Source organism: Oerskovia turbata (genome assembly GCF_000718325.1).
Lineage (GTDB): Bacteria > Actinomycetota > Actinomycetes > Actinomycetales > Cellulomonadaceae > Oerskovia > Oerskovia turbata.
This window is the reverse complement of sequence record NZ_JOFV01000003.1, coordinates 35,983-56,355: the sequence shown is the minus strand read 5'-3', so window position 1 is coordinate 56,355 and position 20,373 is coordinate 35,983. Positions and strand designations below refer to the sequence as shown.

Sequence of the window (20,373 nt, the reverse complement as noted above, 5' to 3'; positions counted from 1 at the left end):
GTCTACGGTGCTCCCATGACCACGTTCGACGGGCCCCACGCCACGTTCCCGCTCGCCCACCTGACCGTCACGGTCGTCACGGTCTCCGACCGCGGCTCGCGCGGCGAGTACGTCGACCGCTCGGGGCCGCTCCTGGTCTCGCTCCTGGAGACGGGCGGCTTCGAGCACATCACGACGCGTCTCGTGCCCGACGGCGTCGACTCCGTCCGCGGCGCCCTCACCTCCGCGCTGGCCGAGGGGGCGCGGCTCGTGATCACCACGGGCGGGACGGGCATCGGCCCGCGCGACCTCACGCCCGAGGGGACGGCCGAGGTCGTCGACCAGGAGCTGCCGGGCGTCGCCGAGGCGATCCGGCGGCGAGGGGCGACCGTCGTGCCGAACGCGGTGCTGTCACGGGGGATCGTGGGGACCGCCCCGGGTGTGCGTGGTCAGCGGGCGCTCGTGGTGAACCTGCCGGGCTCGCCGGGCGGCGTGCGCGACGGGTGGAGCGTGCTGGAGCCGCTCCTCCCGCACGTGTTCTCGCAGCTCGCGGGCGGCGACCACTGATCCGTCGCTGAGTGCGGAGTTCTTGTGCGACACGCCCGGCGTGTCGCACAAGAACTCCGCACTCAGCGGATGCGGTGAGGGTCAGCCGCCCGCGAACGGGGGGAGGACGTCGACCTGCTGGTCGGGTGCGAGCGTCACCGCGTGGTCCTTGGTCCGGACGCCGCCCACGAGGACCGAGCAGCGCGGCAGCACCTCGGCGAGCGCGGGATGGCGGGCGGTCATGGCCGCGAACAGCTCACCGACCGAGGCGCCCGGGAGGGACTCGGCCTCGAGCCCCGCGGCCTCGGCCGCCCCGGCGAAGTAGCGGACCTGCGGCACGTCACGCCCTCTCGGGGGTCGCCGGGTCAGCGGGGTCCGCGGGGTCCGCTGCGTCGGTCACGACCTCGTCGAGCGTCGGCTCGACCTCCCACGCCAGTGCGAGCTCGGTGGCGCGCTCCATGGCGTCCAGACCGGGGTGGTCGGCGCCCTCCCCGGCGGACAGCCCGGCGACGTACCCCGCGATGAAGGTCGTGAGCGGGGCCGCGGGGCGCTCGACCCGGTGCGCGGCGTCCCGCGCCAGGTCGAGGATCGCCCCGATGTCGACCGCCTCACGGTCGAGGTCGAACTCGTCGACGAGGGTGTCCACCCAGCGCTCGAGGTTGCTCATGCCATGCCTCCCGAAGATCGGTGCCGGTCGTGACGTGGAGTGTCGAACCGTGCGCGGTGCGCGTACTGCTCCGCATCCTGCCACGTGTCCACGTCGGTGCTCAGGCCGACCACGTCCTCGACCCGGGTGAGTTCCATCCCTGAGACGAGACGGCGCACGGGCGCCCCGTGCAGGCCGCCCCGTGCCGGGTCGTCCGCGAGCCGGGCCACGGCCGCGTCGAGGGCCTCGCGCCGGTACAGACCGACGAGCCACTGGTCCCGCCCGTCGTGCGCGAGGTGCACGCCGTCGATCCCGTGGCCGGTGCCCGCGGAGCCCTGTGCCGCCGCCACCAGCAGCGGCACCGCCTCCGCGGCCCGCGGCACGTCGCAGGCGAGCAGCAGGACCCAGGGGGCTGCGCCGTCGGGCAGGGCGGCGAGGCCTGCCGCGGTCCCCGCGACGGGACCGCCGAACGGCGGGTCCTCGCGCGTGAGGACGTACGCGCCAGAGGCCAGGTCCTCCGGCCCGACGACGACCGTCGCCCGGGCCTCGCGGGTCGCGGTCAGCACGTGGTCGAGCAGGCGGGCGCCCGCGACGACGAGCTGCGGCTTGGACGTGCCGAGCCGCTGCGCGCGCCCGCCCGCGAGCACGACCGCGTCGAACAGGGGCCCGCTCACACCGGGCGCACCCACTCGCCCGACTTGCCGCCCGTCTTGGACTGCAGGCGGATGTCACCGAGCTCGACCGACTTGTCGAGCCCCTTGACCATGTCGACGACCGCGAGACCCGCGACCGCGACGGCCGTGAGCGCCTCCATCTCGACGCCCGTGCGGTCCGCGGTGCGCACGGTCGCGCTGATCTCCACGCCGTGGTCCTGGACGTCGAGGTCCACGGCCGCGCCGTGCACCCCGATGATGTGCGCGAGCGGCAGCAGCTCGGCCGTCTTCTTGGCGCCCTGGATGCCCGCGATGCGCGCGACCGCGAGCACGTCGCCCTTGGGGACCTCGCCCGAACGCAGGGCCGCGACGATGTGCGGGCCGCACCGGACGACACCCGTCGCGGTCGCGGAACGGACGGTCGGCTGCTTGAGGGTGACGTCGACCATGCGGGCGTGGCCGCGCTCGTCGAGGTGGGTGAACTCGCTCATGCGATCACCATGACACGCACGACCTCGCCCGTCCCAACCGCCTCGACCTCGGGCGGGACGACCGCGATCGCGTCGGCCCGCGTGAGCGCCGACACGTGGTGCGCGCCGGGCCCGACGGGTGCGACGCCGTCGGGCCCGACGAAGCGCACCGGGAGGAACTGCTGACGCCCCGCCGGGGAGCGCCAGCCCTCGGCAGCGACACGCTCGACGAGCGGTTCGACCGGTTCCGGGTGGCCCGCGAGGCGGCGCACCGCCGGGCGTACGAACGCCCGGAAGGACACGTACGCGCTCACCGGGTTGCCGGGCACGCCGAGCAGGGGGGTGCCGCGCCAGCGGGCGGCCGCCTGCGGCTTGCCGGGCTGCATCCCGACCGCGACGAGCCGCACCTCGGACGGCCCCCCGGCCGGTCCGCCCGGCGCCTCCTGCGGGCCGGACAGGACCTCCTTGACGACGTCGAACGCGCCCGCGCTGACCCCGCCCGAGGTGACGATCAGGTCCACGTGGGGGGCGACGTCGTCGAGCACCGCGCGCAGCGCCTCCGCCGTGTCCGGGACCGCGCCCACGCGCACCGGGACGCCGCCCGCGTCGCGCACGCACGCCGCGAGCAGGAGCGAGTTGGAGTCCGGGATCTGGCCCGGTCCGGGCGCCGTCCCGACCGGGACCAGCTCGCTGCCCGTCGAGAGGACCGCGACGCGCGGGACGCGGTGCACCGGGAGGGTCGCGTGCCCCGCCGAGGCCGCGGCCGAGATGAGGCGCGGGGTCGTCGGGGAGCCCGCCGCGGCGACCAGGTCGCCGACCGCGACGTCCTCGGCACGGCGGCGGATGTTGGGGCGCGACGGCTCGTACACCTCGATCCGCTCGTCCAGGGGCGCGCCGGGCACGAAGCGTCGCGTCGAGGTCCGCTCCACGGGCACGACGACGTCGCACCCGTCCGGCACGGGAGCGCCCGTCATGATGCGGACGGCTTCGCCGGGAGGGCCTGCCTCGGCAGAGGGGGCGGCGGAGGGCGCTGCGGCGATGTCGCCCACGACCCGCAGCACGACCGGGGCGTCGGGCGTCGCGGACAAGAGGTCCGCGCCGCGCAGCGCGTACCCGTCCATGGCCGAGGCGTCGAAGCGGGGGACGTCCAGGAGGGACCGGACGTCCTCGGCCAGCACACGCCGTGCCGGGGCGGCGGTCGCGAGCTCGTCGAGCGCCACGGGCTCCGCGGCCAGCGGCGAGACCAGCGCGAGGACGTGGTCGCGGTACTCGTCGACCGTCATCCCGCGGGACAACGAGGCGTCGGCGCTCGCGGACCCGCCGTCAGGGTGCGACCGGCCCCCCGCAGAGGGCGCTTGCGACGACTGGTCCAGGGCGTGGAGGTCCATGGGGACACCGTAGGCCGTCACGTCGGTCAGACCCACGACCGGGCACGCCGCTGCGCAGGGACCTTAGCTCCGCGTACCGCGCCGCACCGGACCCAGCGTGAACAGCAGCGTCAGCAGCGCCGTCACCGCGAGCGCCGCGAAGCCCAGACCGTAGTCCCCGTTGAGCTGGTACACCGCGCCCATGATGAGCGGGGGGATGAACCCGCCCAGCCCGCCCGCAGCCCCCACGAGCCCGGTCACGGCGCCGACCTTGTCCTGCGGAGCGACCTTGGCGACGAGCTCGAACGTCGCGCCCGACGACGCACCGAGCCCCACCGCGAGGCCCAGGAACGCGACGGTCCCGACCGGCACGAGATCCGGCTGGAAGGCGACGACCGCCGCGAGCACCGTGACGAGCGCGAAGCACGCGACCGACACCGGGATGCCGCCGAACCGGTCCGAGAGCGTCCCGCCGATGGGTCGGCACGCGACCGCGAGCACCACGAACCCGGCGGTCCGCGCGGCGGCGTCGGCGGCCGTCAGGTGGTAGGCGTTCACCAGGAACGTCGGCAGGTACACGCTGAACGCGACGAACCCGCCGAACCCCACGGCGTACAGCCACGAGAGCTGGAGCGTCGCGGGGAGCCTGAACGTCGCCCACGTGCGTGCCAGGAAGTTCCCGCGCGCGGCCGGCTTGCGGTCCGGGGAGTCGCGCACGAGCAGCCACGAGACGACCGCGTACACCGCCAGGACGCACGCCACGAGCACGAACGGCGCGCTCTTGCCGTACGTGTCGGTGATCCGCACGGTCGTGAACGCCGAGATCGCGGTGCCGCCCATCCCGATCCCGAAGATCCCCAGCGCCGTCCCGCGCCGCGCGGGCGGGTACCAGGCGTTGACGAACGGCACCCCGACCGCGAACGCCGTACCGCCCAGCCCCAGGAAGAACCCGCCCAGGAGGAGCAGCAGAAAGCTGTCCGCGACGAACCCGATGAACAGCACCGGCACGATCGTGGCCGCGCTCACCAGCGGGAACATGATGCGCGCGCCGAAGCGGTCCGTGAGCGCTCCCACCGGGATCCGGCCCAGTGAACCCACGACCACCGGCACCGCGACCAGCACCGACTGCTGGACCGCCGACAGGCCGAGCGCCGTGCTGTACGCGCCGCCGAGCGGGCTGATGAGCGCCCACGCCCAGAAGTTCACCGCGAACCCGATCGTGGCGAGGATCAGCATGAGCGTCGCGGACCCGCCCGACGGGGCATCGGCGGTCGGCGACGGCGCCCCCTGCCCAGCGCCCGACGTCACCGGCGCGGCTGGTTCGTCAGGATGCGTCACTGTGACTCCCAGGGGTCGGTCGCCCGTCGTCGGACGAAACGGTGGAGCTCGAGATTCCCGCCCGACCCACGCTATCCGCGCAGGTGACGTGTCGCGCGGGCTGGCGAAGACGCCGTCGGGCCCTAGCGTGGTCCCCACGTCCCGCCCACGCCGCACCACGAAGGCCCCACCCATGACCCTGCTGTTCCTCGGCGTGATCCTCGTCAACGTCTTCGCGTTCGCCCTGGTCCTCCTGCGCGCGCCCCTGTTCCGCACCGAGGTCTACCGCCCGATGCTGCTCAACATCGGGCTGTCGGTGCTGCCCGTGCTCGTGCTGACGGCCCTGATCGTCGTGGACCTCGCGCTCGTCGCGGCCGGGGCGGCGCCCTGGCTCGTCGCGACCCTCGCGGTCGCGGGCTTCGCGATCTGGCTCCTGCTGCTCCCCAACGCCGGGTACCTCGTGACCGAGCTCAACTTCAGCCACCGCAAGGACGGCGAGGACGTGCCGCTCTGGTACGACATCGTCGCGGTCCTGACCCTCGCGATGTCCGGGGTGCTCAACACCGTCGTCAACATCTTCCTGGTCCAGATGTTCTACGCCGTGCTGCGCTTCCCCGACGACCGCCAGCCCTTCCTGCGCCCGGCGTCGTGGCTCGTGGTCGTCGTGATCCTCGTGCTCGTCTCGTTCGGCATCTACCTGGGGCGCTACATCCGCTTCAACAGCTGGGACCTGATGCACCCCGTCGGGTTCCTCCGGAAGTTCGTCCGCTACTTCCGTGGGCCCGGCAAGGTGCGCGACGCACTGCTGTTCAGCGGCCTCTACACGGTGTTCTTCGCGCTCATCTACCTCGTCGTGATCGGGTCGCTCCTCGAGACCATCACGGCGGCCACCCGGTGACGACGCCCCGGGCGAGCACGGTGCCGGGCCGGTGCAGCGGTCGTTCACGTCGCGGCTCAGCGCGCGGACGGTGAAGGCCGCGGCGACCAGCCTGCTCCCGGGAAGAGGCTCGCCGAGACGAGCACCGAGACCAGGGCGACGACGGACTGCACGAACGCGAACCCGGGTGTCAGGGGCCCGACGGCGGCGCGACCGAGCCGCGGATGACCAGGTGGAGCGGCAGGACCGTGCGGGCGGGCTCCGCGGCGTCGTCGGCGTCGTCGGCGTCGTCGGGGGAGCCGGGGGCGTCGTCGCCGCGGCGGGCCATGGCGCGTTCGAGGGCGTCGACCGCCGCGAGCGCGAGCGCCGCGACGGGCTGCTCGAGCGTCGTGAGCTGGGGGCGCAGCCACTGGCCGATGCGGATGCCGTCGCAGCCCACGACCGACAGGTCCTCGGGGATGCGGATGCCGTGGAGCTCGGCGGCACCGAGCATCCCGACGGCCACGATGTCGCTGCCCACGAACACCGCGGTGGGGGCGTTCCCGGGGCGGGTCAGGTAGGGGAAGGTCGAGGCGCCGAACTGCTCGGTGTACGGGCCGTGGCGGACCAGCTCGGGGTCGACGGCCAGTCCCGCGTCGGTGAGCGCGTCGACGTAGCCGCGCTTGCGTTCCTGGGTCGTGGAGAGCTCGGGCGGGCCGGCGACGTGGGCGATCCGGCGGTGCCCCTGCTGGATGAGGTACCTGGTGGCCTGGTAGGCGCCGCCGTAGTTGTCGACGGTCACGGTGTCGACCGCGAGGTCGAGGTCGATCTCCTCGTCGATCACGACGACGGGCAGCCCGTCCTCGACGGCGCGGGCGAGGCGCTCGTCGGTGCGGCTCATGCCGAGGTAGATCAGGCCGCCCAGCACGTCGCTGCCCCCGATGAGCGGGCTGAGGCCGCCGTCGCGCTCGCCGTGCTTGCCAGAGACGGCGACGACCAGGGGGATCTGGCGTGAGGCCGCGAGGTCGGCGCACTCCTCGGCGAGGGTCGTGAAGAACGGGTTGGTGAAGTCGGGCACGACGAGCGCCACGACGCCCTGCCCGGCGTCGGTGCGCGCGTGCGGTCCTGCGCCCGCCCGGGTGGTGCGGGCGCTGCGGTTCGTGGTGGCGCCGCGGTAGTCGAGCGCGGCGACGGCGGCGTCGATCCGGGCCGCGGTCTCGGGCTGGACGTTGAGCTGGCCGCGCAGGTAGCGGGAGGCCGTCGACGTCGAGACGCCTGCGTGTTGCGCAACTTGCGTCAGTGTCATCGTCGCCACCTCTCTGCTCGTGCCCCGGCCGTCGGGTGCTCCCCGAGCCTATCGCTGCGCTGGTGCCGGGCGAGCCCGGGGTCCGTGGCGGCCGCGGTTTCCTGGGGCTCGTCGCGTCGTCGGTGCCTCGTCGTCGGGGGCTCTCTGCTGCTCGGTTGACACCAGGATGCCGCGCGCCTAGGTTGTTGCGCAACAGCAACACAACATTGCGCAACGTCGCCGATGTGCGGCCGAGCCCGAACCGTCTTGAGGAGAACCGCATGAGCCGCGTGCTGCTAGCCGGAGAGTCGTGGATCAATGCCGCGACGGACTACAAGGGCTACGACGCCTTCCCGCACGCCCAGCTGGAGATCGGCTGCGCCAAGCTGCTCGAGGCGCTCGCCGCCGAGGGCCACGACGTCACGCACCTCCCGTCGCACCTCGTCGCGACCGACTTCCCGTCGACCCTCGAGGAGCTCGACACCTATGACGTCGTCCTCCTGTCGGACATCGGCGCCAACACCCTCCTGCTCCCGCCCGTCGTGTTCTCCGAGGGGCGTCCCTTCCCGAACCGCATCAAGCTCCTCGCCGAGTGGGTGCGTCGCGGCGGCGGCCTCATGATGGCCGGCGGCTACCTCAGCTTCCAGGGCTTCCAGGCCAAGGCCGACTACCACGGCACCGCGGTCGAGGCCGTCCTGCCCGTCGAGATCCTCCCGTACGACGACCGCGAGGAGACCCCCGAGGGCATCAGCGGCGTCCTGACCGACGTCGAGCACCCCGTGACCGCGGGCCTCGACACCGAGTGGCCCATCCTGCTCGGCTACCAGAAGCTCACCGCCAAGGCCGACGCGACCGTCCTCGCCACGATCGAGGGCCGCCCGCTCGTCGCCGTCCGCACCGAGGGCGAAGGCCGCACGCTCGCCTTCGCGTCCGACATCTCCCCGCACTGGGCCCCCCGCGAGTTCATGGAATGGTCCGGCTACGGCAAGCTCTTCGGCCAGGCCGTCACCTGGCTCGCCGGCTGATGAGCGCCCACCCAGGGGCCGAGGGCACCTCCGCCCTCGCCCCCGAGATCACGGTCGTCGGCAGCCTGAACATGGACATCAGGCTGACCGTCGACCGGATCCCGCGCTCGGGCGAGACGATCAGCGCGACCGGGCTCAAGCGCTCGCCCGGCGGCAAGGGGGCCAACCAGGCCGTCGCCGCCGCGCGCCTGGGCCGCCGCGTCGCGATGGTCGGGGCCGTCGGGGACGACGACGCGGGTCGCGCCATCACGGCCCGGCTCGCGGCCGAAGGGCTCGACGTCGCGTCGGTCGCGGTGTCCGAGCAGCCCACCGGCACCGCCGTGATCCTCTGGGAGCAGCCCGAGTCCACGATCGTCATCGAGGCGGGCGCCAACGCCGACGTCGACGAGCAGTTCGTCGACTCGCGCGACGCCGCCGTCCGGGCCGTCGCCGACGCACGGGTCGTCCTGTGCCAGTGCGAGACGCCGCTCGGTGCGCTCGCCGCCGTCGCGCGCCTCGCGACCGGCACCACGATCCTCAACCCGGCCCCCGCGGTCCCGGTCCCCACCGAGATCCGCGACCGGTTCGACGTCCTGGTCCCCAACCGGTTCGAGCTCGCGACCCTCGCGGGCGCGACCGAGGCCCCCGAGGCCCACGCCGACGTCGTGGACATGGTGAGGGGACTCGCCTTCCCGGGCGACGTCGTCGTGACCCTCGGGGCCGACGGTTCGCTCGTGGTGCCTCGCCACGGCCTGCCGACCCCCGTCCCCGCCGTGCGCGTCGACGCGATCGACACGACCGCCGCGGGCGACAGCTTCTGCGCAGCACTCGCCGACGGGCTGCTGCGCGGGGACGACCTCGTCGAGGCCGCCCGTTGGGCGGCCCGCGTCGCGGCCGTCACCACCACCCGCGACGGGGCCATCGAGTCCCTGCCGCTCGCCGACGAGGTCCCTGCCACCGCATAGGGCCCGACGCCGGAGCTCACGTCCTCCAGACCCGCTCACCCCGCACGACCCCCACCAACGCACGACCCCCACCCAGCCCGACCACTCAGCGTCGACCCAGGGCTGACCGTTCGATCGGTCCACCGATCCGACGTACCGTCGAAAGATGAAAGGCACGGCCAAGCAATGAAGCACACCACGCCGGAGACCGCCTCCCGCACGGGAGGCGCCCAGACGGTCGCTCCGACGCAGCGCAACAAGGTCAAGACCACCGCGACCGCGCTGCTCGTCCTCGCGACCGTCCTCGCAGGTGCCCTCGGCCCCATGCAGGCCGCGGTCAACGGTCAGCTCGGCAAGACGATCGGGGACGGCCACGCGGCCGCCCTCATCTCGTTCGGCACGGGCCTGGTCCTGATGTTCGTCATCGTGTTCGCGCGCCCCGTGACGCGGCGTGAGGCGCTCGCGATCCCGAGCCTCATCAAGGGCCGCACGATCCCGTGGTGGAACTTCCTCGCCGGTCTCTGCGGCGCGGTCATCGTCCTCTCGGAGGGCGTCACGGTCGGTGTCCTGGGCGTCGCGACGTTCCAGATCTCGCTCATCTCGGGTCTGGTCATCTCGGGCGTGATCTGCGACCGCCTGGGCGTCACGGCCTCGGTCAAGCAGCCGCTCACGTTCTTCCGCCTCGCGGGCGCGGTCCTCGCGATCGTCGCGACCGTCATCGTCATCTCGCCGAACTTCTCGACCCCGCACACGATCGCCCTGGCGATCATGCCGTTCGTCGGCGGTCTCCTCGCCGGCTGGCAGCCCGCCGGAAACGCCGCGGTCGCCGACGCCACGGGCTCGATGCTCGTCTCGATCGGGTGGAACTTCCTGGTCGGCTTCACGGCTCTCGGCATCGCGTACGGGATCCGCGCCATGACCTCGGGCGTCGACTTCCAGCTGCCGCCGACGTGGTGGATGTACCTCGGCGGCCCCCTGGGCCTGCTCTCGATCGCGCTCATGGCGCTGCTCGTCCGCGGTCTCGGCCTGCTGCTCCTGGGCCTCGCGTCCACGGCGGGTCAGCTCGTCGGGTCGCTCCTGATCGACTGGGCGGTCCCGTCGCTCGGCCACACGATCTACGCGGCCACGATCATCGGCACCGTGATCGCGCTCGTCGCCGCGGTGATCGGCATGATCCCGTCCGGGAAGTCGACCGAGGCGCCGGCCGGGAGCGGTGACGCAGGAGTGGCCGCCGCCGTCGGCGGTGGTGAGGCAGGAGAGGTGAGCCCGCGATGAACGTCACGCCGGCCGGATTCGTCCAGACGGTCACCGGACGCGTCGCCGTGGCGGACCTGGGACTGACCCTGCCCCACGAGCACCTGTTCAACGACCTGTCGGGGGTGCTCGACGCGCCCAGCTACGAGTTCTCCCGGGCCGTGGTCCGTGAGCCGGTGTCCGCGTCGGTCGCGTGGGCGCTGCGTCAGGACCCGTACTGCTGCGCCGACAACATCGCGGACAAGCCTGTCGCCGCGGTCGAGGCCGAGATCCGCAGCTTCGCGGCCCTGGGTGGTCGGACGGTCGTGGACGCGACGTCGAGCGAGTCGATCGGGCGCAACCCCGAGCGTCTGCTGGACGTCGCGAGCCGCACGGGCCTGAACATCGTCATGGGCGCGGGCGCCTACCTCGAGAAGTTCGAGGGCGAGCGCATCACGGCCCAGGCCGTGGACGCACAGGCTGCGGCGATCTCGCGCGAGCTGTCCGACGGCGTGCGGGACACGGGCATCCGGCCCGGCGTGATCGGGGAGATCGGTGTCTCGCCGGACTTCACCGCGGGCGAGCGCGCATCGCTGCGGGCCTCGGCCCTGGCGCAGCTCGAGCACCCGCACGTCGCGATGCAGATCCACCTGCCCGGCTGGCAGCGTCGCGCGCACGAGATCCTCGATCTCGTCCTCGACGAGGTGGGTGTGCGGCCGGAGAAGGTCGTGCTGTGCCACATGGACCCCTCGGCCGAGGACCCGGAGTATCAGCGGGCTGTCGCGGAGCGGGGTGTGTGGCTCGAGTTCGACATGGTCGGCATGGACATCACCTACCCCAAGGAGGGCGTCTCACCGGACCCGCACACGACTGCGGGCGCGGTGCACCGGCTGATCGAGGCGGGGTTCGCGGGCCAGGTGCTCATGAGCCACGACGTGTTCCTCAAGCAGATGTGGGTGCAGAACGGCGGGAACGGGTTCGCGTACGTGCCGACGGTCTTCACCGAGATGCTCGCGCAGCGCGGGGTCGACCGTGAGGTGCTGCGCCGTCTGACCCACGAGAACCCGGCGGCGATGCTCACGGCGTGACGTGTCCCGTGCCGAGGTAGAGGCGAACGGTCGAGGTAGAGGGTCCTAGCCCTCTACCTCGACCGTTCGCCTCTACCTCGCGCCGGGGCCCGGTGTCAGTGCGCGCGGGCCGCGAGCCGCGTCACGACCCGCTTGGCCTCGCGACCCGCGAACCGGCGCGCGAACACGCTCGCCGCGGCCGCAGCGGCGGCGAACGTGACGGCGCTGATGATGCCGACCTCCGGGTCGTCCAGGTCCTTGGGTGCGTCGTGCCCCGTGGCCTTGGCCCACGCGTAGCTCACGGCCTTCTGCGCGACCCAGCCAGCGGCCAGCGTCAGTGCGACGGTCGCGACCTTCTCGGTGAGGGTCTGCTCGTTCTCGGCCATGTGTTCCTCCGGGGAGTGTGAGGCGGGCGGGACAGGACCGCCGTCGTACCCGCAGGCCCGACGGCGAAGTTCACGTCCCACCGTAGCCGCCCCCGGGGCGGGGCACGCCCCGGGCGACGTCACACGCCGGAGCCCTGTCTGCGCCGTCGGGCCGCGGTGTAAAGTCGCAGGTGAACGACAGGGGAGCGCCGACCGCCCGGGAGACACCGGGCAACGGGCGCTGAGAGTGCGGACCACCGCAGACCCTCGAACCTGATCCGGTTAGCACCGGTGGAGGAAGTCGGGCTTCTCTAGCCTCGCTCACGGGACCCCCCGTGCGCGAGGTCCCCCTCCTGTGACGTCCAAGGAGGACACGTGAACACCATCAGTACCCGCCGCAGCACCCCCCGCAGGCTCGGCCTGGGGCTCGTCGGCGGGATCGGCGCGCTCGCCCTCGCGGCCTGCGCAGGCACCACGGACGCGGGATCGGGCACGGCGTCGGACCAGGACACCGTCACCCTCGTCACGCACGACTCGTTCGCGGTCAGCGACGACGTCCTCGCCACGTTCGAGGCGGAGTCCGGGCTGACCGTCAAGCAGGTCGCACCCGGCGACGGCGGGGCGCTCGTCAACCAGCTCGTCCTGACCAAGGACTCGCCGCTGGGCGACGTCGTGTTCGGCATCGACAACTCGTTCGCGACGCGCGCGATCGACGAGGGCGTGCTCGCGCCCTACACGCCCGAGGGTCTCGCCGACTCCGCGGCGCAGTACGCGATCGGCGACGGCGCGCTCACCCCGATCGACGTGGGCGACGTGTGCGTCAACGTCGACCACGCCTGGTTCGCCTCCGCGGGCATCCCCGAGCCGGTCACGCTCGACGACCTGACCAAGCCCGAGTACGAGGACCTGCTCGTCGTGACCAACCCCGCGACGTCCTCGCCCGGGCTGTCGTTCCTGCTCGCGACGGTCGGTGCGTACGGAGAGGACGGCTGGGAAGGCTACTGGGCCAAGCTCAAGGACAACGGCGTCAAGGTCGTCGACGGCTGGTCCGACGCCTACTCGGTCGACTTCTCCGGCGGAGAGGGCAAGGGCGCCCGGCCCCTCGCGCTGTCCTACTCCACGTCCCCGGCGTTCACCGTGTCGGAGGACGGGACCTCGACCAGCACGGGCGCGCTGCTCGACACGTGCTTCCGCCAGGTCGAGTACGCGGGCGTGCTCGCGGGCGCAGAGAACCCCGAGGGTGCCAAGAAGCTGGTCGACTTCCTCGTGAGCGACGCGTTCCAGGCCGACGTCGCGGACAACATGTACATGTACCCCGCGAACTCCGACATCACGCTGCCCGAGGGCTGGGCCCAGTTCGCGCCGCTCTCCCCGGAGCCCTTCGAGGTCGCTCCCGCCGACATCACGGCGCACCGCGACGAGTGGATCAAGGCGTGGACGTCGACGGTGATCGGCTGAGAATGTCCTCGGTGAGCCGCGGCGTGCCCGCGGCCGTGCAGCGCGGCGGGCGGGTCCTCCTCTGGGGGCTCGCCGCCGGGCTGCCTCTGCTCTTCCTCGGGGTGTTCTTCGCGTGGCCCGTCGTGACGCTGGTAGCGCGCGGGTTCGTGACCGATGGGTCCCTCGACCTGTCCGGCTTCGCCGAGGTGTTCTCCGAGCCGCGGACCTGGCGCATCATCGGGCTCACGCTCTGGCAGGGCGTCCTCGGGACCGTGGTCTCGGTGCTGCTCGGCGTGCCAGGCGCGTACGTGCTGTACCGGTGCCGGTTCCGGGGACGCACGTTCTGGCGGGCATTCGTGACCGTGCCGTTCGTGCTGCCGACCGTCGTGGTCGGCGTCGCGTTCCGGTCGCTGCTCGTCGAGGGCGGGCCGCTCGGGTTCCTGCGGCTCGACGGCACGTTCGGGGCGATCGTCCTGGCGCTCGTGTTCTTCAACTACTCCGTCGTGGTCCGCACGGTCGGCGGGCTCTGGGAGCACCTCGACCCGCGCGCGGAGGAGGCGGCCCGTGCGCTCGGCGCCTCGCCGTGGCGTGCGTTCCGCTCGGTGACGCTGCCGTCCCTGGCCCCGGCCATCGCGTCCGCGGCATCGATCGTGTTCCTGTTCTGCGCCACGGCGTTCGGGGTCGTGCTCGTCCTGGGCGGCATCCAGTACGGGACCATCGAGACCGAGATCTGGATCCAGACCACCCAGTTCCTCGACCTGCGCACAGCAGCCGTGCTGTCCGTGGTGCAGCTCGTGGTCGTCGTGGCCGCGCTGAGCGTCGCGAACCGGACCCGCTCCCGGCGCGAGCGCGCGCTCAACCTGTCCGCCGCGACGTCCGCCGCCCGGCCGCTGCGCCTGCGGGCCGACGCCGCCCCGCTCGCGGTGACCGCCGTCGTCGTGCTGGGTCTGATCGCGCTGCCGCTCGTCAACCTGCTCGTCCGGTCGTTCCAGACCCCCGCCGGGTGGAGCCTCGCGAACTACGCGAACCTCGGCACGACCGGTGGGCGCAACGCCCTGACGGTGACGGTGTGGGAGGCGACCGCCAACTCCCTGCGGACTGCGGCGCTCGCGACGCTCCTCGCGGTCGTGATCGGGGGGCTCGTGGCGCTCGTCGTCTCGCGGCGTCCCCGGTCCCGCACGGGGCGGCGCGCGATCAGCGCGCTCGACTCGGTCTTCATGCTCCCGCTCGGCGTCTCGGCCGTCACGGTCGGGTTCGGGTTCCTCATCACGCTCGACAGACCGCTCGGCCTCGACGTGGACCTGCGGACCTCGGGGCTGCTCGTCCCGATCGCCCAGGCCGTCGTCGCGATCCCGCTCGTCGTGCGGACCGTGCTGCCCGTGCTGCGCGCGATCGACCCGCGTCTGCGCGAGGCCGCCGCGACCCTCGGGGCGTCGCCCGCACGCGTGTTCGCCGCGGTCGACGGGCCCATCGCGGCCCGGTCGCTGGGCCTCGCGATCGGGTTCGCGTTCGCGGTCTCGCTCGGGGAGTTCGGGGCGACGTCGTTCCTGGCCCGCCCTGACACCGCGACCCTCCCGGTCGTGATCTTCCGGCTCATCGGGCGGCCCGGCGCGGAGAACTACGGCATGGCGCTCGCCGCGAGCGTCGTCCTCGCGGTGCTCACCGCGACGGTCATGATGGTGGCGGAGCGCCTGCGCGGCGACCGCTCGGCAGGAGAGTTCTGATGGACGGAGCCCAGGTGGTGGAGCGAACGACGGACGGCTCGGCTGAGCCGCACGTGCCGCACGACCCGGCCGGGAGCACGGCGAGCCGAGGGCTCACGGTGCGCGACGTCGTCGTGCACTACCCCGACCCGGCCTCCTCCAAGGGGACCGGGACGACGGCCGTGCGGGGCGTGAGCCTCGACCTCGCGCCGGGCGAGGTGCTCGCCCTGCTGGGGCCGAGCGGCTGCGGCAAGTCGAGCCTCCTGCGTGCCGTCGCGGGGCTCGAGCCCGTGGCCGCCGGGTCCGTGTCCTGGGACGGGTGCGACCTCGCGGGCGTGCCCGTGCACCAGCGCGGGTTCGGCCTCATGTTCCAGGAGGGGCAGCTCTTCCCGCACCGCGACGTCGCGGGGAACGTGGCGTTCGGGCTGCGCATGGCGGGCGTGAAGCGCCCGGCAGCGGCGGGCCGCGTGGCCGAGCTGCTCGACCTCGTCGGGCTCGCGGGGTACGCGCAGCGACCCGTCGCGACGCTCAGCGGCGGTGAGCGCCAGCGCGTCGCGCTCGCCCGCGCGCTGGCCCCCGAGCCGCAGCTCCTGCTGCTCGACGAGCCGCTGTCCGCGCTCGACCGCGGGCTGCGCGACCGGCTCGCGGGCGACCTGCGCGCCGCGCTCGTCGCGACCGGGACCACGGCGCTGTTCGTCACGCACGACCACGACGAGGCGTTCACCGTGGCCGACCGCGTCGCCGTCATGGACGCAGGCCGGCTGCTCCAGGTCGCCGCGCCCGAGGACCTGTGGCGCGCGCCCGCGTCGCGGCGGGTCGCGGAGTTCCTCGGGTACCAGGCGTTCGTGCCGGTGCGCGCCGTCCCAGCCGAGCTGTCAGAACGAGCGATGGGTGGAGTGCTCGCTGGTTCTGACAACTCGGTGACCATGGGCGACCCGGTGGGCGACCCGGTGGGCGAGGGCTCGCTGCTCGCGATCGGCCCGACGGGACTCGTGCTCACGGCCACCCCTCACGTGTCCGAGGTGTCAGAACGTGCGAGGGGTGGGGGCCTCGCTGGTTCTGACAACTCCGGGGGTTGGTGGGGGGCCGTCGTGAGCAGCGCCTTCCGGCGCGGACGCAGCGAGGTCACGGTCGACGTCGACCTCGGTGCGGGGACGCAGCGGGTCGTCGCGCTCGGCTCGCCGCCTCGCGGGACGGGCTCGCCGTCCGACGGCGCGATGCCCCTCCGGCCCGACGGCGCCGCGCACCTCCCGCTCGCGCCCGCACCGGGGGAGCAGGTCCGGGTCGTGCTCGACCGCGCGGGCTACGCGGTGGTCCCGGCCTGAGCCGGGCACAGGCGGCCGAGTGGTACCGGCGGACTGATGATCGGACGGTCGGATGGTCGGCCGGTCGGCCGGACGGTCGCTCGGAGAGCTGTCCGGCCGAGCATGCGGTTGTCGTCGCTCGACCATGTGGTTGGCGTTCGGTAGGCCGCCGATACCGACGCCAACCGCATGCTCGTCACCGGGGACCGGGGACCGGGGACCGGGGGCACCCGCGGGCGTGCCGGCGCCCGCCCTGCGACCGAACCGCTCCCGCGTTAGCGTCGAAGGATGAGCGACGCCACGATCGACCATGTGTCCGAGCACACCGAGGAGCACGGCGGCACGGCCGCGAAGATCCTGTACCGGCCGTTCGGGCTGATCAGCTCGATCGTCGGCGGCCTGGTCGCGGGCCAGGTGTTCAGGCAGATCTACAAGCGCGTCTCCCCGGGCCACCGCAAGGATGCGCCCACTCCGCTCCAGTCCGAGTACCCGCTGCGCGAGATCCTCATCGCCGCCCTGATCCAGGGCGCGATCTTCTCGGGTGTCAAGGCGCTCATCGACCGTGGCGGGGCCCGGGCCTTCCAGAAGTGGACGGGGGAGTGGCCGGGCGACTGACCGGCACACGGCCCGACGGCGGCGCGCACCTGCGCGAGCCGCGAGCCCTTTCGCGTGCCACGGTGGGACCGGGGGACCGATGACTTCGCGGCCCGGTCCCGGTCCAAGCGTCGTACCGGAAGACTCCCGAAGGGACCCATCATGGCGAAGCTCGTCTCGACCCTGTTCATCTCGCTCGACGGGGTGGCCGAGATCGACCCCGCCTGGCACTTCCCGTACTTCGACGAGCACATGGGTGCGGCTGTCGACGAGGACTACTCGGGCGTCGACACCCTGCTCCTGGGGCGCGTCACCTACGACAGCTTCGCGGGCGCGTGGCCGGGGCGTGAGGAGGCCGGGGAGGAGGACGCCGTGTTCGCGAAGCGGCTCGGCGACGTGCGCAAGGTCGTCGTGACCCGAGGTGACGCCGATCTGGGCTGGCGCAACGTGGAGCGGATCGACGGGGACCTGGTCGAGTCCGTGACGACGCTCAAGGAGACCCCGGGGATCGCGAAGGTCCTCGTCGCAGGGTCGCTCTCGGTGGTCCGGCAGCTCCTCGCCGCCGGGCTCGTGGACGAGCTGAGCCTGCTGATCCACCCCGTCGCCGCGCGCAAGGGCGAGCGCCTCTTCGACGAGGGAGAGCCCGTCTACCCGCTGCACCTGCTGCGCTCCGAGGTGTTCCCCACGGGGGTAGTGCACCTGGTCTACGGCCCGAGCGCCCTGCCGGGCAGCGAGGACTACGACGACGTGAAGGACAAGGTGCCGGGCGGCGCGGAGGGCTGACGGCCCGTCCGTCCGGGGTGCCGGGGCAGGGACGTCCACAGCGGTGGGGCGGCCTCGCCGTCGGGCCTGGAAGACGTGGGTCGTGACCGCCGCGTCTCGACCGGATACCTACCGACCGTGTGGTTGGATTTGACCGGTGAACTCGTTGCGGAGGCATGTCCTCACTGTTGTCCTGCCCGGTGTGCTCGGTGCGACCCTTCTGACGGGGTGCGCGTCACCCACGGATGCCGGCGGAGACGGCCCGGCGACCGACGCTCCCGCCCCCGCTGCAGCCACGGAGACCCCGTCGGCCTCTGGGGCGTGCGACCTGATCGGTACCGACCAGGTGACCGCGCTGGCCGGTCGGTCCCTCGACGGCCCGGTCGAGACGACGGTCGCAGGCAACGTCGAGTTCCCCGCCTGCGTGTGGGGCGACCCGGCCGGTGCCACGGTCCAGGTCTCGCGCATCCCTGCCGAGGACTGGGCGCAGCAGCTGCCCGAGATGCTTCAGCAGCTCGAGGCCACCGGCCTCGTCGACGACGCGGAGAACACCCGCACGATCCGCGAGGCGTCCGCGCTCGTCGGCACGGGCGAGAAGCTCGACGCGGTGCAGGCGTGCGAGATCTTCTCGACGACGATCGAGATCGCGGGCGGCGAGCCGGGCCGGACCGAGACAGTCAACATCGTGCCCTCGCTCGAGGACCCGCAGGCGCTCACGGGCCAGTCGTGCCGTGACGGGGTCTTCTCGTCCGTGCTCGTCATGAGAGACGGGATCACGGGCGCCCCGGAGGAGGTCGCGACGGTCGAGCAGGCCCTCGCGACGGTAGCGGCCCACTAGCCCCGGCCTCCCCGGCCCCCCCGGCCCCCCGCCTCGCTGCCGAGCATGCGGTTGGCGTCGTGAATCAGGTGAATCACGACGCCAACCGCATGCTCGACGAACGCCAACCGCATGCTCGGCTGCCGGCAGCCAGCTGCCGGCAGCCAGGGCCGCCGGGCGTCAGCTCCGCTGGTCCAGGTACCAGCCGATGAGTGCCTGCGTCGACGGGTCCTGCTCGGCGAGCGCGGCCGTGTCACCGGCGACGGCCGGGGCGATCTCGTTGGCGAGCTTCTTGCCGAGCTCGACGCCCCACTGGTCGAACGAGTCGATGCCCCACACGACGCCCTGGACGAACGTGATGTGCTCGTAGAGCGCGATGAGCTGGCCCAGGACCGAGGGCGTGAGCGCGGGCGCGAGGATCGACGTCGTCGGGCGGTTGCCCGAGAACACGCGGGCGCTCACGAGGTCCTCGGCCGTGCCCTCGGCGCGGACCTCGTCGGCGGTCTTGCCGAACGCGAGCGCCTTGGTCTGCGCGAAGAAGTTCGCGAGGAACAGCGAGTGCACATCGACATCGCCTGCCGAGGAATCCACCAGCGGGTGCGCCGGGTTCGCCACGGCGATGAAGTCCGCGGGGATCAGGCGCGTGCCCTGGTGGATGAGCTGGTAGAACGCGTGCTGCCCGTTGGTGCCGGGCTCGCCCCAGAAGACCTCGCCGGTCTCGGTCGTGACAGGGGAACCGTCCCAGCGCACGGACTTGCCGTTGGACTCCATGGTGAGCTGCTGCAGGTACGCGGGGAATCGGTGCAGGTACTGCGCGTAGGGCAGCACGGCGTGCGTGTGCGCGCCGAGGAAGTTGACGTTCCACACGTTGAGCAGGCCCATGAGCGCGGGCACGTTCTGCGCGATCGGCGTGGTGCGGAAGTGCTCGTCGATCGCGTGGAAGCCCGCGAGGAACTCCTCGAAGCGGGCCGGGCCGATCGCGATCGCGAGCGACGTGCCGATCGCGGAGTCGACCGAGTAGCGGCCGCCGACCCAGTCCCAGAAGCCGAACGCGTTGGCCGGGTCGATCCCGAACGCCGCGACCTTGTCGAGCGCCGTGGAGACCGCGACGAAGTGCTTGCCGACGGCCTCGGCCCGGGCTGCGTCGTCCGCATCGGCGGGGAGTGCCCCGACCGCAGCCAGCTCGGTCCACAGCCAGTCGCGTGCGAGGCGCGCGTTGGTCAGGGTCTCGAGCGTCCCGAACGTCTTGGACGCGACGATGAACAGCGTGGTGCGCGGGTCGAGGCCCGCGGTCTTCTCGGCGACGTCGGTCGGGTCGATGTTGGACACGAACCGGACGTCGAGGTCTTCGGTCTTGTAGGGCAGGAGGGCCTCGTAGGCCATGACGGGGCCGAGGTCCGACCCGCCGATCCCGATGTTCACGACCGTGCGCACGCGCTCGCCCGTGACGCCCTTCCACTCGCCCGAGCGCACCTTGTCGGCGAACGCGTAGACCTTGGCGAGCTCGGCGTGCACGTCGGCGTCGACGTCCTGGCCGTCGACGGTCAGCCCTGGGACGGCCCCGGACGGGCGGCGCAGCGCGGTGTGCAGCACGGCGCGGTCCTCGGTCACGTTGATGTGGTCGCCGCGGAGCATGGCGTCGCGGCGCCCGACCAGGTCGACGTCGTCCGCGAGGCGTACCAGGAGCGCGAGGGTCTCGTCGGTCACGAGGTTCTTCGACAGGTCGACGTGGAGGTCGGCGGCGTCGAACGTGAGGCGGCCGGCGCGGCCGGGGTCCTGCGCGAACCAGGTGCGCAGGTCGGGGGACAACGCGGCCTCGTGGGCTGTGAGGTCGGCCCAGGCGGGAGTGGTGGTGGCGTCGATCGGCGGTGTGCTCGCAGTGCTCACGGTGGTCTCGCTGCTCCCTGGTCGGTGGGGGTCTTCGGGGGGCGCCCGGCTCTTGGCCGGACCCGACAACCGTAGGCCGCGACCTGCGGGGTTGTCCTGGCGGCTCACGGTGCGAGCGGTTGTGAGGTGCGCTGCCG

At 72.9% G+C, this 20,373-nt stretch carries 21 protein-coding genes and 1 riboswitch; of the genes, 12 read left to right on the top strand and 9 right to left on the bottom strand.

Going from position 1 to position 20,373, the window contains the following annotated elements:
* Positions 1 to 15: 15 nt before the first annotated feature.
* On the top strand, positions 16 to 546 hold the full coding sequence (locus tag IE95_RS0103410; RefSeq protein WP_051702671.1) for a MogA/MoaB family molybdenum cofactor biosynthesis protein: 531 nt from the start codon (positions 16 to 18) through the stop codon (positions 544 to 546).
* A gap of 81 nt (positions 547 to 627) precedes the next feature.
* Here IE95_RS0103410 and IE95_RS0103405 read toward each other — a convergent pair whose 3' ends face one another.
* The 6 genes from IE95_RS0103405 to IE95_RS0103380 all read right to left on the bottom strand — a co-directional run bounded on the left by IE95_RS0103405 (position 628) and on the right by IE95_RS0103380 (position 4,897).
* Entirely contained in the window at positions 628 to 864 is a 237-nt protein-coding gene (locus IE95_RS0103405) for a MoaD/ThiS family protein (RefSeq protein ID WP_030150227.1), read from the bottom strand.
* 1 nt (position 865) lies between these two features.
* Positions 866 to 1,192 (bottom strand): DUF6457 domain-containing protein, encoded by a 327-nt coding sequence (locus tag IE95_RS0103400; RefSeq protein ID WP_129429546.1) that lies wholly within the window; start codon positions 1,190 to 1,192, stop codon positions 866 to 868.
* Complete coding sequence (gene mobA / locus IE95_RS0103395) at positions 1,189 to 1,845, bottom strand: molybdenum cofactor guanylyltransferase (protein ID WP_240666390.1); 657 nt, start codon at positions 1,843 to 1,845, stop codon at positions 1,189 to 1,191. The genes IE95_RS0103400 and mobA overlap by 4 nt, the downstream gene beginning before the upstream one ends.
* The gene (gene moaC, locus IE95_RS0103390; protein WP_030150224.1) at positions 1,842 to 2,315 is read right to left on the bottom strand and encodes a cyclic pyranopterin monophosphate synthase MoaC; all 474 of its coding nucleotides are present in this window, start codon (positions 2,313 to 2,315) and stop codon (positions 1,842 to 1,844) included. Before moaC ends, mobA begins: the two co-directional genes overlap by 4 nt.
* Positions 2,312 to 3,682, bottom strand: a complete 1,371-nt coding sequence (locus IE95_RS0103385) for a molybdopterin molybdotransferase MoeA (RefSeq protein WP_240666391.1) — start codon at positions 3,680 to 3,682, stop codon at positions 2,312 to 2,314. Before IE95_RS0103385 ends, moaC begins: the two co-directional genes overlap by 4 nt.
* Before the next feature lie 63 nt (positions 3,683 to 3,745).
* On the bottom strand, positions 3,746 to 4,897 hold the full coding sequence (locus IE95_RS0103380) for an MFS transporter (RefSeq protein ID WP_051702722.1): 1,152 nt from the start codon (positions 4,895 to 4,897) through the stop codon (positions 3,746 to 3,748).
* Between the two features lie 274 nt (positions 4,898 to 5,171).
* On the opposite strand from IE95_RS0103380, the gene IE95_RS0103375 reads away from it, so the two are divergent.
* On the top strand, positions 5,172 to 5,876 hold the full coding sequence (locus IE95_RS0103375; RefSeq protein WP_030150221.1) for a DUF1361 domain-containing protein: 705 nt from the start codon (positions 5,172 to 5,174) through the stop codon (positions 5,874 to 5,876).
* Between the two features lie 169 nt (positions 5,877 to 6,045).
* Here IE95_RS0103375 and IE95_RS0103370 read toward each other — a convergent pair whose 3' ends face one another.
* The gene (locus IE95_RS0103370) at positions 6,046 to 7,149 is read right to left on the bottom strand and encodes a LacI family DNA-binding transcriptional regulator (RefSeq protein WP_338068445.1); all 1,104 of its coding nucleotides are present in this window, start codon (positions 7,147 to 7,149) and stop codon (positions 6,046 to 6,048) included.
* Positions 7,150 to 7,400: 251 nt separating this feature from the next.
* Between IE95_RS0103370 and IE95_RS0103365 the strand changes: the two genes are divergently transcribed.
* The 4 genes from IE95_RS0103365 to IE95_RS0103350 all read left to right on the top strand — a co-directional run bounded on the left by IE95_RS0103365 (position 7,401) and on the right by IE95_RS0103350 (position 11,388).
* A complete protein-coding gene (locus tag IE95_RS0103365) occupies positions 7,401 to 8,144 on the top strand; it encodes a glutamine amidotransferase (protein ID WP_030150219.1) in 744 nt (247 codons plus the stop codon).
* Entirely contained in the window at positions 8,144 to 9,088 is a 945-nt protein-coding gene (locus IE95_RS0103360) for a ribokinase (RefSeq protein WP_051702669.1), read from the top strand. The genes IE95_RS0103365 and IE95_RS0103360 overlap by 1 nt, the downstream gene beginning before the upstream one ends.
* 165 nt (positions 9,089 to 9,253) lie before the next feature.
* Complete coding sequence (locus IE95_RS0103355) at positions 9,254 to 10,342, top strand: DMT family transporter (RefSeq protein ID WP_084689764.1); 1,089 nt, start codon at positions 9,254 to 9,256, stop codon at positions 10,340 to 10,342.
* The gene (locus IE95_RS0103350; protein WP_030150216.1) at positions 10,339 to 11,388 is read left to right on the top strand and encodes a phosphotriesterase family protein; all 1,050 of its coding nucleotides are present in this window, start codon (positions 10,339 to 10,341) and stop codon (positions 11,386 to 11,388) included. Before IE95_RS0103355 ends, IE95_RS0103350 begins: the two co-directional genes overlap by 4 nt.
* A 95-nt stretch (positions 11,389 to 11,483) precedes the next feature.
* On the opposite strand, the gene IE95_RS0103345 is transcribed toward IE95_RS0103350, so the two are convergent.
* A complete protein-coding gene (locus IE95_RS0103345) occupies positions 11,484 to 11,753 on the bottom strand; it encodes a DUF4235 domain-containing protein (protein WP_030150215.1) in 270 nt (89 codons plus the stop codon).
* A 169-nt stretch (positions 11,754 to 11,922) separates the two neighbouring features.
* Positions 11,923 to 12,049: riboswitch (TPP riboswitch) on the top strand.
* A 58-nt stretch (positions 12,050 to 12,107) separates the two neighbouring features.
* Between IE95_RS0103345 and IE95_RS0103340 the strand changes: the two genes are divergently transcribed.
* From IE95_RS0103340 to IE95_RS0103315, 6 genes are all read left to right on the top strand, one after another.
* On the top strand, positions 12,108 to 13,190 hold the full coding sequence (locus IE95_RS0103340; RefSeq protein ID WP_030150214.1) for a thiamine ABC transporter substrate-binding protein: 1,083 nt from the start codon (positions 12,108 to 12,110) through the stop codon (positions 13,188 to 13,190).
* Between the two features lie 2 nt (positions 13,191 to 13,192).
* Positions 13,193 to 14,893, top strand: coding sequence for an ABC transporter permease (locus IE95_RS0103335; protein ID WP_030150213.1), 1,701 nt, complete (start codon positions 13,193 to 13,195; stop codon positions 14,891 to 14,893).
* The gene (locus tag IE95_RS18620; protein WP_084689763.1) at positions 14,893 to 16,197 is read left to right on the top strand and encodes an ABC transporter ATP-binding protein; all 1,305 of its coding nucleotides are present in this window, start codon (positions 14,893 to 14,895) and stop codon (positions 16,195 to 16,197) included. The genes IE95_RS0103335 and IE95_RS18620 overlap by 1 nt, the downstream gene beginning before the upstream one ends.
* A 267-nt stretch (positions 16,198 to 16,464) precedes the next feature.
* Positions 16,465 to 16,791: a DUF4235 domain-containing protein gene (locus IE95_RS0103325; RefSeq protein ID WP_051702668.1), complete on the top strand. Its 327-nt coding sequence runs from the start codon at positions 16,465 to 16,467 to the stop codon at positions 16,789 to 16,791.
* 141 nt (positions 16,792 to 16,932) lie between these two features.
* A complete protein-coding gene (locus IE95_RS0103320; protein WP_030150210.1) occupies positions 16,933 to 17,553 on the top strand; it encodes a dihydrofolate reductase family protein in 621 nt (206 codons plus the stop codon).
* Between the two features lie 325 nt (positions 17,554 to 17,878).
* Entirely contained in the window at positions 17,879 to 18,370 is a 492-nt protein-coding gene (locus IE95_RS0103315) for a hypothetical protein (RefSeq protein WP_129429545.1), read from the top strand.
* Between the two features lie 159 nt (positions 18,371 to 18,529).
* On the opposite strand, the gene pgi is transcribed toward IE95_RS0103315, so the two are convergent.
* Positions 18,530 to 20,236, bottom strand: coding sequence for a glucose-6-phosphate isomerase (gene pgi / locus IE95_RS0103305; RefSeq protein ID WP_030150208.1), 1,707 nt, complete (start codon positions 20,234 to 20,236; stop codon positions 18,530 to 18,532).
* Positions 20,237 to 20,373 lie beyond the last annotated feature (137 nt).